Below are 12,842 nucleotides of genomic sequence, written 5' to 3'. Positions count from 1 at the left end.
CCGTCTGTACCGCCTACTGTCCGGTGGCCAAGGCCAACCCCGCCTATCCCGGCCCGAAACAGGCGGGCCCGGATGGGGAGCGGCTGCGGATCAAGAGCCCAGAGCTGTTTGACAGCGCCCTCAAGCACTGCACCAACTGCAAGCGCTGCGAAGTGGCCTGCCCGAGCGGGGTGCGCATCGGCGATATCATCGCCAAGGCCAAAGACAAGTACAGCGGCTTCAAACCGGGGATCCGCGAGTTCGTGCTCTCCCACACCGATCTGATGGGCAGCATGTCTACCCTGATGGCGCCGGTGGTCAACTTCACCACCGGCCTCAAACCGATGAAGCTGGTGCTGGACAAGGCGCTGGGGGTCTCCTCCCACCGGGATCTGCCCAAATACTCTCAGGGCACCTTCCGCGGTTGGTACAAGAAGCAAAAAGAATCTCAAACCCGCTTTGCGCGCCAGATCGCCTACTTCCACGGCTGCTACGTCAACTACAACCACCCGCAGCTCGGCAAGGAGCTGGTGCAGGTGCTCAACGCCATGAACATCGGTGTCCAGCTGCTGGAGCGGGAAAAGTGCTGCGGCGTGCCGCTGATTGCCAACGGCTTCATGGACAAGGCCAAGCAGCAGGCTGCCTTCAATATCAAGCAGATGGAGAATTCCCTGCTGGGTAACGAGATGCCGCTGCTGGCCACCTCCTCCACCTGCGGCTTTACCCTGCGCGATGAATATCCCCACCTGCTGGAGCAGGACAACCACAAGGTGCGCGATCGCATCTCGCTGGTGACCCGCTTCCTGTGGAACGAGTTCTACAAGGGCAACAAACCGGCGATGAGACCGCTCAATCTGCACATCGCCTACCACACTCCCTGCCACATGGAGAAGATGGGGGGCGTCATCTACACCCTCGAATTGCTGCGCGCCATTCCCGGGGTCAAGGTGACGGTACTGGAGTCGCAGTGTTGCGGTATCGCCGGTACCTACGGCTTCAAGTCGGAGAACTACCAGACCAGCCAGACCATCGGCGAAGGGCTGTTTGATCAGATCAACCGGCTGGCCCCCGATCTGGTGATCACCGACTGCGAGACCTGCAAATGGCAGATCGAGATGAGCACCAGCTTCCGCTGTGAGCATCCCATCTACCTGCTGGCCCAGGCGCTGGCCTGAATCCCTCGGCCCTTGCGGCTGCATAAAAAAACGATCCACGCAGAGATAAACAAAGAGCCGGCAATTGCCGGCTCTTCCTTTTACGTTTCACTCCCGCTATCAGGGATGCTGGATGATCAGAGAGTGGTTATCCAGCATGCTCTGCAGGATGTCGTGGGACGAGGTGCTGGTGAGATTCCAGCTGTTCAGATCCACATCCTTCAGGGTGATCTGCTGGGTCACCTGACCACCACTAGCCGAGGTCACCGAAAGATTCACATCGCTCAGGCCATTGCTGCCGGTCGTCACCGACGCCGAGAGGTTATTCAGCAGACTTTCGACGCTGGCTCCCGGGCCGCCCCGCAACAGGTCGGCCAGATCGATCTGGTCCCCCTGCTCCGGATGGAAGTCGGTGATGGTATCGACTGCGGGCTGCCCCTGACTTCCCTCATCCCCCTTCTGCCAGACAAAGAGATCGCTGCCGGCACCGCCGGTGAGGATATCGTTGCCCTGACCACCAACCAGACGATCATCGCCGGAAGTGCCAAAGAGGATATCGTCATGCTCGGAACCCAACAGCTCATGACCGCTCTGGCTGTGGATAGTCAAGGTATCGAGTGGCGTGCTGATGGTGGAACCGCCGACACTCGACTCGGCGGAGATCCCCAGTACATGATCGCCATCGCTCAGGCCGTTGAAGTAGAGCGGAACCGAGTGATCTGCCGGGATCAGCCAGTCACCGTTGCTCTCCTTCTGTCCAACGGTCAGGCCATGTTCATCCTGCACCAGAGCGTTACCCAATCCGCTGATGCGAATGGATAGCTCACCGGTTGCCGGATTGACCACGCTAGCCTGCAGACTCAGGGGCACCAGCGCCCCCTGCAGAGCATGGATCTCGTGCTGGGTCAGCGTCAGGTTCGGCATATCCGGCTCGGGCGTGACATTGATGGTCACCTGATCGGTGTCGCTCAGAGAACCGCCCGCACCGCTGTTGCCCTGATCCGAGGTGGTGACGGTCAGGGTATCCTCTCCCCAGAAATCTTTGGCCGGCTCATAGTGCAGGCTGCTTGCCAGCAACTGGTTGAGATCGGCCAGTGACCCCACCAAGGTGATCTCGCTGGTATCCGCACCTTGAACCACAACAGCACCGGTTGCGCCCAGCAGGGTCAGCACACCATGCTCGACCCGCAGCACCATGGAGACAGGTGCGCTGCCAGCATCCACATCCTTCACGCTGATGCCGGCAAGGGAGAGCGAACCATCCTCTTTCACCGTCATGCTGCCCGGCAGCTGATTGACCGGCGCATCGTTGACCGGCAGCACCTCGATCGGTACTACGTCGGTGTCGCTGAGGGCCCCGCCGCTACCGGTATTGCCAAGATCATTGGTCACCATGGTGAGCTGATCCTGGCCATTGAAGTCCTGTGCCCCCTGATAGGTGACCCCGCCCGCCAGCAGCGCATTGATGGCGGCAAGCGAGCCGCTCAGCACCAGCGAACCCGTGCCACTGCCAGTCACGGTCACGCCGCTGCCGGCCGCCAGGGTCAAGGTGCCGTGACCCACCGAGAGGCGCACCTCGATGGTGCTGTTGCCCGCATCCACATCTTTGACCTGCAAGCCATCAATGCGGTAAGGCATATCCTCTTCGGCTACCAGCGGTGCTGTGGGCAGAATGTTTTCGGGCGCGTCGTTGACCGCCTCTATAGTGACATCGATGCTGCCCTTCACCTCGGGCCCCAGCGCGCCGTTGTCCAGACTCTGGGCGATCACCTCGAGTTTCAGAGTACCGTTAACGTCATTGGTCACCAGCACCAGATCCGCCAGGTTGCCACCCACAGTGGTCACCTGCCAATCACCGTTTGGCAATCTGACTACCTGACCGGCCACTCCGTCCGGCAGCTCAATGGATGCTCCCTCCGGCACGTTGCGGATGGTCACCCGCACCTGCTCGGCGCCATTTTCATGCACGTTGCTCGCGCTCCCGCCGGTGGCATGGGTATCGCGGGTCTCCAGCCCCAGATTGAGCTGGATCCTGTCTCCCTCCACCCCGCTGGCAGTGGGAACCAGATCGCTGATGAGGGCATCCCCTACCGGATTGACGGTTACGGTGAAGCTGCCACTGGTTTCGAGCGGCAGCGTCAGCCCCTTGTCGAGGGTAAAGGCGCTGAGTGACAGCTCCACGCTGCCGCTGAAATCGGCCGGCGGGATCAGGGTCAGCTTGGCAAAATCGGTGCCCACGGGTACCTGCCAGACACCGCCACCGTTATTCACGGCAGGGGCCGAGAGGATAAAACCATCCGGTACCCCCTTGATCTGCAACGCCACTATCTTCTCGGAACCGTCGTTATCGATAAGGGCGGCACCAAAGCCAGCAAGGCTGATGGCACCATCCTCATTGCCCACCACATCGTGCAGCGTGAGCGCAGCCGGATCGTTGACCGGTCTCACCTCAAAACCGACCTGCCCGCTCCAGCTGCCGCTGTCGGTCACCTGCTGACCACCGACCAACGCGGTATCGACGATATCGACCTTAATGTCGAGCGGTACCTGACCGCTGAAGTGCTCTTTGGGCACAAACACCAAGTCCTTGAGGGCCGCCACATCGTTGACCAGCAAGGTGTTGACCGGCTTGCCGCTGCTATCGAGGAAGTAGCCATATTTGGCATCCACCGTGATGGTGACCCGCTCCACGGTTTCGAGGCCGCCGCCCGCGATGGAGGGGCTGATATCGGCCAGTTTCACCGAGAGATCGAGGTGGATCTCGCTATCTTCCAGATTGTCCGGCTGCCCGTCATGGTTGGTATCCAGCACGGTCAGCGTCAGTTCCGGGTACTCGCCACGGCCACCATTCACATCGACCACGGGTGCCACATCGACCCGTACCGTGCTGCTGTCGACCTTGATGTCGCCACTGGCAGTATCCGTGTTGACCACCTTCACCTCGATATTGAGCGAGCCGGCAAAGTCTTGTGGCAAGCCGAGGGTCAGCCCCTCCAGCCCTGCCAGTGACGGCGGCACCTTGATGACGTACTCACCGGTCGAGATGTTGTACTCGGCCCCGCTGATGGTGACGCCCGCCGGCAACCCCTTGAGGACTATGGTCACCTCGTCGCTGGCCTGATCGGCGGCGCCGATATGGATCACACCTTTGAGCTGCTGACCAAAGTCAACCCGGATATCCTCCTTGCCCACCAGCACAGCGTTGTCGTCGATATCGACGGTCGCCGCAGCTTCCTTGTTGGTCGTCGGCGTCGCCTCGAAGGTCGCCTCCGTGTTCAGACTCACCTTGACATGGGCACTGGCATCGCCATCGTCACCCCGGTCGATCACCATGGCATCGATGCGGATCGGTTGAACCTTGCCGACAAACCCGTCCGGCGCATGCAGCTTGAAGCTGCCGAGGTTGCCCGCCGGTACGATCCAGCTGCCGTTACCGTTGTTGATACCGCCAATCACCACAAACTGATCGCCTGCGCCACCGTTCAACACAGGCAGGTTAATCACCAGATAGTCGATCTCCTCCACGCTGGAGGGATCGAGGTCGGTAAAGAGGAAACGCCCTGCCAGATCGATATCGGCACCGCCCTGCCCCACGAGTGCGCCGTCGGTCTGGGTCAGCACGCCATCAGGCTCCACTACCGCCTGAATATCGACATGCAGATTGCCATCGATCACCTTCTCGGCCACAGCCCCCGAATCCACATCATGCTGGGTCACGGTGACGTGGCTCTGGATAGTTGTATCCAGATCGCTATCCTCCGGCGCCTTCACTAGCAGCTGGCCCCCGTTAAGCAAGCTGTCGAGCTGGGCGGCCGTCAGGGTGACCTTGCCACCCACCACGGTCAGCTGGCTCTCAACGCCGCCGACTCGCAGCCAGATCTGGTAGCCAGCCTCCACCCCGGAGAGGCTCAGCGCCGTGACCTTTTCGGCGCTGTCAGTGAGGGTCGGATGCCAGTCCAGCACGGTGAACTGATCTTCCAGGCCGTGGCTGGTCTTGCTGTAGTCGGTGGCATCGATCTCCGGCTCCACCTTGATATGCAGCGGCACCTCGAAGCTCTTGCTGTCGCCGTCGTTCTCGGTGACCACCACCTTGGCGACAAGATGCAGATCCGCCGTGCTGTTGTGGGGTGGCTGGATAAGCAGATTGCCAAAATCGGAGACATTGACCTGATAGGTCGGTCTGCCGCTGGCATCGAGTCCGGCAAAGGTGAGGGTCAGCTCCTTGCCGCTGGCATCAAAGACCCGGGCACCTTCCGGCAGCCCTTGCAGCACCACGTTGAGGCTCTCGGAGGTGTCGTGCGGGGTATCGACCCACTCGCCCGAGGTGAGGGTAAAGTTGAGCGGCGCCCGCCCATCTTCACCCACTGTGATGGCATAGCCTGTCCCTTCGACCTCCCAGCCGGTCTTGCCAAGCTCGAAGTGAGGCTGATCCACCACCCCCACCAGATCCACATGAATGGTCTGGGAGCCGGTCTCCTTCTCGTTCACCACGGTATGGGTCTGGCCATTGGCATCGGTCAGGGTGGCACTGTCCTTCACTACCCCTTTGATGGTCAGATCGAAATCAACGTTGCTGTTTTTGGGCGGCAGCAGTTTGAGCTCATTGATGCGCTCAAAGGGCACTTCGTAATACCCGGCAGCATTCTGGCTGACGGCAACGCCCCCCAGCAGCAGCGTCGCCCCGGCGGGTAGGCCGCTGATGCGCACAAAGAGCTGCTCGGAGCCATCGGTGGTGTCACCCAGATGGGCCAGGCCAATTTTGCTGCCCAGATCGAGCAAGGTATCCTCTTTGCCCTGAATATCGCGCACGGTGAGTTTGGCGTCATCCGCCTGCGGATTGACGTTGATCACCAGCTCAATCTTGTCTCCCTGCGCCGTACCCTGACCCGGAGCGATCGGGTTCTGCTCCGTGCTGATCGGGGTCACCGAGAGCTTGATGTCACCGCTGAAATCCTTGGCCGGGACGACGGTTACCTTGTTGATGTCGCCACCAGCTACCGTATAGAGGCCGTTTGCCCCCGGGGTCAGCACCTTGCCGTTAAGGGTCAGACTCCCCTGACCCGCTTCCCATTTGATCTGGTAGGCCAGGGTCTCGGAGCCATCAGTATCGGTAAGGCCCGCTTTCACATTGAGCTTGATGCCGCTGCTGTCCTCACTGGTATCGTAATGCTGGCTGGTGTGACCTGCATCCCACACCGGCTTGTCGGCCACGCCGCGCACAGTGATGGCAAGATCGCCGGTGACTGCAGCAGGGGCATCCCCCTCGGTCACCCCCACCTGCAACTGCACCTGGAAGTGCAGCGGCTGGCCCTTGTTGCTCCAGGTAGACCAGTTGGCATCCGGCACAAAAGTCACCCCCTGAGTGCTGTAGTGCACATTATCACTGGTCACCATGGCCGCTGGCGGGACGATAAACCACTTGCCATCCGCTGTGGTAGCAAGGGCAACCCCGTTGTAATAGAAGGTGCCATGAGCATTGGCTGGCGCCTGAATAAGGAGCTGATCTACATGCTCGCCCCGGTCGAAATCGCCGATATCGAGCTGCATGTTGATGAGGATACCGGCGCTCGGATCCTGAGCCCCCTGATCTTCGTTGCCGGTTGCCGCAGTGACGGTGAAGCTCACCGGCTCATCCCGCAGATTAAGGGTCAGGGTGCTGTCGGCGCGGTCACCGTCGCCATCCACCAGATGGGCGGTGATGACCTGACTCAGCTGGGCATTGTCGTGATCAAAGCCGCTGGCCGGCGTGAAACGATAGCTGCCATTCGCCGAGATGGTGAGAGAGCCCATCACCTGCTTGCCATCCGGACTCATCACATCCCGGGTGAGGGAGCCATTGACGGCATAGGTCTGGCCATTGATGGTGATCGACTCCACCCGGGCGCCATCAGCCCCTTCGTTGGCGGCTGGCAGCAGATCACCGCTGACGGTGGCACTCCCCTCGTTCAGGGTATGAGCCAGCACAGTGCCGATAGGCATATCGTCCTGTACCGTCACGGTCACGCTGACATTGGGGCTACGATCGCCATCGTGATCGGTGACAAAGAGCGGCACCTCAATGACAAGATCATCTTTACCCTGAATACCGTGATCGAGCGGCCCCACCAGATAGACGCTGTAACTGCCGGTGACATCGAGGTGGATCCAGAAAACCGACTTGCCACCCTCTGCCGTAGCCAGATACCAACCCGGGCTGTGAGCGGCCAGCGTCACCGCCTGACCGTTGGAGGTCAGGTGGTTGGCCTGGTTGAAGGCGGCCACATCGAGTTCAAGGGAAGCAACCCGATCCGAACCGGCGCTGATGGTCACTTTGCCGCTGGCCGTTTCACCCCGATCTGAGGGCATAGTGCCCGGATGCTGGCTGGCGGAGCCATCGAGAGCAGACTCCTTCACTGTGACCGAGTCAATGGCGGAGATAATAGGATTCACACCATCCGTCACCGTGATGGTGGTTGAGCCCTGACTCTGGCTGCCATCGCTGTCAGTAATCTGCACCGGTAATTTCAGATCAAGCTTGTCATCGGCGCCGTGATCCAGGTTGGTGTGCACAGTTACCTGATAGTCGATGGTCGCAGTGGAATGGGCACCAATGGTCGCAGGCACCTGCACCAAAGTAACCGTCATCACCACCACGCCGCCAGCAGTGACCGCCTGGAAGGTGTGACCATCCGTGCCAACCGCTTTCCAAGTCAAGGCCTCGCCATTGTGGGTAATGGGTTTGCCGCTGGCATCAATGACCTGACCGAAGAGCGTCAGTCGCACATCGGTCACCGGATCCGAGTCAGCCTTGATGGTGATCTTGCCGCTCGCCTGCTGGTCATCAGTGGTCGAGTTAGCTCCATCGAAACGCCCTTCGCTTAAGGTGACGCCCGTCAGGGTGAGGGTCGGTTTATTCCCTTCCCCAATCTGTATATTAAGGGTTCCGCTGGTGCTGTCGTTGTTGCCGCCCGCTTTGTCGTAGTCGTTGACGATCACCTTGATGGGCAGCTCGGTCACGGCCTGCGCGCCCTGATGGATCCCCTGATAGAGAGTTACCTGATAGTCAAAACCGTTCTTGCCCGCCTGATCGAGCGTGCCAACCAGCCGCACCTCAAACACCTCGACTCGCTGGCCATCGACCATCACATAGCCCTTGAGTAGCTGGCTGCCTGGGATCAGCGGGTCACCATCCACCAGCTGGTACTGCAGCGGCTGACCGAGTGCGGTGAGTGCCGGTTGCTGGCTGCCATCGGCAAAGGCCACCTCGACCACCCGATCCGACCCGGCTTGCACATCGAAGTGACCGGTTTGACTCAGGCTGTTGCTGCCGGTGAGGTTCCCCTCATCCAGAGACACGCCTTTGCCCGGGATAAAGCTCGGCGCCTTGCCATCCGCGATGGTGAGCGGCAGCGTGGTACCGATGCGATCGCCATCCTTGTCGGCCATGGTGACCGCCAGCGGCAGGTTGAGGGATTCGCTGCCCTTATGATCCAACTCGCCGCTCAAGGTGACCTTGGCGGTGACGCTCCAGTTACCCTGGTTGTCGACCAGATTCAGTTCGGCACGCAGGATCTCGCGACCATCTGCCGTGGTGCCCACCAGCTGGCCGTTGGCATCGAGGGAAAAACTGATCGGGCTGCCATGGCTGGTGAGCCCGGTCAGGGTGCTCTGGATGGTGGCGATATCAAAACCGAGAGATGCGGGATCAAGGGCATCGCTGCCGTGGGTCACCGTGAAACTCATGTTGCTGACCGCAGCGGCCTCCCCTTGCGCCATCTCGGTGATGGCAGTGCCGCTGACGGCAGAGATAGTCGGGTTGGCGCCATCACCTACCGCCACGGTAATAGTAGAGGAGACCTTGTCGCCATCGCTGTCGAGCAGGGTAAAGCCCGCCTTGAGCAGGCTGTCGGCACTGCCCTGATCCAGCGGCTGATGGAGGGTAAAGCTGTACTTGCCATCGTTGCCGAGGGTCAGCTCAAACACCAGTTTGCCATCGGGGGTACGCCCCTCGATAAGGTGGTCAGCCACCGTGATGGTCACGGCCTGCTTGCCCGAGGTGAACCCTTGCAGCCCCGGCTGGTTGGCATCAAAGGTGATGCTGGCCAGCGGATCGCTGCCTGCGGTGATAGTCAGATCACCGTTAAGAGTCTGGCCCTGCTGCCAGTTGCTATCTTCGGTGAGAGTGAGGGAGACAGGATTAACCTGCGGCAAGGCACCATCGGTAATGGTGATATTGAGGGTGCCGAGGTTGCTCTTGTCCCCGTCAAAATCTGAACCCTGTACCTTCAGGCCAAGGTTGAGGCTGTTGGTCGCCACCGGTTCGTCAAACACGCCGGTCAGGGAGACGCTGTATTTGCCATCCAGCCCGATGGCGACGGTAAGGATCGTATTGCCCTGCCAATCCTTGACGATCAGCTGGTTGCCCTGCACCTCATAACTGGTGGGCTGCCCCTGGCTGGTGAGCCCCGCCAACGCTGGTTGGCTCGCCTCAAAGGTGAGAGAGACCAGACGATCGCTTCCCACCGTTACCGGCAGTTGACCATCAATGCTCTGGTTGCCACCCTCCTGCAGCGAAACGCCTTTGTCGAGACCAAGCGAAGGATCACTGCCATCGTTGATGGTCAGGGTCAGGTCGGCACTGGTGGTGTCGCCATCGATCTCTTTGACACTCACCTGCAACCCCAACGAGAGGCTGTCGCTACCCTGATGATCGAGCGGGCCGATGAGGGTGATCACCACCCGACCGCCCACATCGCTCCCCTGCTGTTCGGCCAGCAGTTGGGCACGCAATACCTCTACCCGCTGACCATTACCATCGAGGTAGTAGCCCAGCAGGGTACGATCATCGGTAAATTCGAAGGTAAGCGGATGGCCATCGCTGGCAAGACCCGAGCCGTTGAGGGTAGCCAGGGTGCCACTCTGATTGCTGAACGCCAGCGAATCCACCAGCAAAGGATCGGCAGTGTGCTTGACCACAAAGCTGCTCTCCCCGACTACGGCGGCACCGTTGGTAAAGGCATCTTCGGTCAGGGTAATGGGCGGGAGATCAAAGTCAAAGCTGGGCGGATTGCTGTCCACCAGATTGATCACCAGCGGTGCCTTGACCAGATCACCGTCGCTGTCGCGGTATTCGAGGTTGAACGGCAGACGCAGGGTATCCTGGCTGTGATCCAGACTCTGACTCCAGACAATGCGATAGCTGCCGTCATTGTTGAGGGTCAGGGTGAAGACTGTCGCCCCACCGGCACTGGCTGTCAGGGTCTGCCCATTAATGGCGTAGCCAAGCGGCACGCCATGGCTGACGAGCCCCAGCCCCTCCAATGCACTCTGGTCAGCGGCGAAGGTGACCTGCAGATTGCCATCGATGCCAGCACCGGTATTGAGGCTGCCGGTCGCCGTAACAGGGCCATTGACCAGCCCGCTTTCAGATAGCGTGAGCGTCTCGCTCTGGCCGATCAGCGGCGCACCGTCCAAGGCCGAATTACCCGCCAGATCGGTGACACTGGCACGCACTTCGAAAGATTGCGTGATGCCGGAGAGATCAAGACCTGATACCTGCCAGCGGCCATCTGCGCCCACCACTGCGGAGGTGGTCAGCAGGATCTGTCCATCGCTGCCAAGCAGGGTGATGGTCACCTTCTGTCCCGGCTCGACGTTGGCGGTGGTACCGCTCAGGGTGGCATTGTCACTGCCAAAAAGTTCCACCGCATAGAGATCATCGATATCGATAGCGGCCTGGGTATCGACCTCAATAGTGAGGGTATCGCTGGCGCGGTTGCCGGCAATATCCACCGAGTCGACCCTGAAATCATAAGCTCCGTCTGCCAGCGTATCGGGCAGCTGATATTGCCAGTTGCCATTGCCATCGACGGTCAGCACGGCGAGCACGCTGCCACCAAGGGAGAGGGTGACTGTGGCACCGGGCTCCCCCTTGCCCTGCAGCAGCGGGGTATTGTCGCGGGTCAGATCATCGCTCTGGCTGGCGCCGGTGTCGCTCTCATCGGCGAGATCCAGGGTAATAGTGGTGATGGTATCGAGCAGGGTCTGGCCCAGATCACTGGCTCGGTTGCCAGCAGCATCCTGGGTATCGGCCTGAATGGTGAGGGGGCCATCCACCAGTTTTCCGGTGACGTCGCCAAAATTGGCCTCCCAGACCAGACCAGGCAGCACCACCGTGGTGACGGTAAGTCGGTTGCCTGCCTGGTCAATCAGGGTCACGGTGACCGGCTGACCGACCTCCACATCGAGCACGGTACCGCGGATGATGACGCCAGCAGCTTCGTCAGCGTTGATGATGTTGTCGCGGGTCTGCGGCTCTGTGATGGTGATGGCAGCAAAGAAGTCGCGCTCTTCAGCAAACAACAGCTCATCACCCACAGGTTGCACGGCATAATCGGTATCAAACCCGGCCTCGGCCAGGGTGGCGTCATTGGTGCGATCGACCACCACAAAACCACCGGAGCTGGAACCCGCAACGCCACCGATATTGCCGGCAGCCGGCGCCGCATTGCCTGCGGCGGTCTCGGCAAAGAGTTTGGTCGGGTCAACACCTTGACGAATGGCCTCCTGCAGGGAAGCCAGCTCCTGATCAGGCTGCGCCTCACTGCCATCGGTCTGAACAGGATTGGCCGGTTCAGGTCGTTGTGCGGCTGGCTGCGAATCAGCATCAGCCAGTGCAAACTGCCCCCCCTGCGCGGCTTGCAGCCGATCGCCAGGATGGAGCTCCATCCCCACGGTTGCTCGTACGACAGCTCCATCTGCACTGATGACAAACACGGAGCCCTCTATGCGGGTCACCACCGTGGACTTTTCAATTTGCAACTCAGCCATACAACCTCCGGCACTACCTGATTAAAAATATTTTTATCAGCACATCGCCCTGCTTAACGATTATACAGAAACCAAGATAATCAGTCTTTTCTCTATTTTCGATAAAAGACGCCACAAACAGACCATTTCATATAATAAAAGTCATGTTTTAACGTCTTCTGATACGACAAATAATGACATCTATTCGCCACATACCCTATAAAGAAAGGCTTCGAAGAAATTACCGTCTCTTTTGAACCCCATTTTCATAAATCAGAATCCAAAAGCAAAATTTGCGACAGTTCCCGGGGCTGCCTGCACAAGTCGAAAAAGGCCGGCACTGACTGGAAAATCACTTGTCACTCTTGCTTGGCCACCAAACAATACAGCTCTCTTTGGCTAACCTCTGGAATCTCATCATGCTCCCCATTCGCTGCAAGGCCGTCTCTGGCGTTGCCCTTGCCACTATCGATGGCGAAACAAAATTACTGTGATGACACGGGTCAAGGGGGGCTTCTGGTGTCATGTGGCGGGCACGGTGGAGGCGGGTGAAACCGGCGGGCAGACCATTATTCGGGAGTTTGGCGAAGAGACGGGGATCAGGGTCACCGAACTCTACAACGGCCAGTATCTGAAGCAGTTCTACGAGGCGTAGCCTGAATACGATTGAGATGGTGCCGGTCTTTGTGGTCTATTGTTCGCCCAATCAGGCGGTGATCCTCAACGACGAGCACACAGACTATCGCTGGTGTTCCCTGGCCGAAGCCAAGGCGCTGGTAAGTTTCCCGGGCCAGAAGGCGCTCTACGACCATATCTGGCACCATTTTGTCGACAATGCCCCCTCTCCCCTGATGCGGGTCGATATCCGCTGACTGCGCGCAACTTCCCCCTGTAAATGCAACACGCCCCCGGATGGGGGCG

At 59.7% G+C, this 12,842-nt stretch carries 2 protein-coding genes and 1 pseudogene; 2 read left to right on the top strand and 1 reads right to left on the bottom strand.

Annotation, left to right across the window (positions count from 1 at the left end):
* A partial coding sequence (gene glpC / locus AACS24_RS00515) for an anaerobic glycerol-3-phosphate dehydrogenase subunit GlpC (RefSeq protein ID WP_258223039.1) occupies nucleotides 1-1,154 on the top strand: 1,154 nt, incomplete at its 5' end.
* A 99-nt stretch (nucleotides 1,155-1,253) separates the two neighbouring features.
* Here the strand turns inward: glpC and AACS24_RS00510 are convergent.
* Complete coding sequence (locus AACS24_RS00510) at nucleotides 1,254-11,942, bottom strand: retention module-containing protein (protein ID WP_108572059.1); 10,689 nt, start codon at nucleotides 11,940-11,942, stop codon at nucleotides 1,254-1,256.
* Nucleotides 11,943-12,340: 398 nt separating this feature from the next.
* Here AACS24_RS00510 and AACS24_RS00505 point away from each other — a divergent pair.
* A pseudogene (locus tag AACS24_RS00505) lies at nucleotides 12,341-12,793 on the top strand (NUDIX hydrolase).
* Nucleotides 12,794-12,842 lie beyond the last annotated feature (49 nt).

The sequence above is a fragment of the Aeromonas sp. HMWF016 genome, from assembly GCF_963878195.1.
GTDB classification, from domain to species: domain Bacteria; phylum Pseudomonadota; class Gammaproteobacteria; order Enterobacterales; family Aeromonadaceae; genus Aeromonas; species Aeromonas lacus.
Note: the sequence above shows the minus strand (reverse complement) of the source record. Positions and strands in the feature narration are given on the sequence as shown.

Bases quoted from the DNA above. Each gene is read 5' to 3' on its own strand.
- AACS24_RS00510 (WP_108572059.1), bottom strand. From the start codon at position 11,942: ATGGCTGAGTTGCAAATTGAAAAGTCCACGGTGGTGACCCGCATAGAG.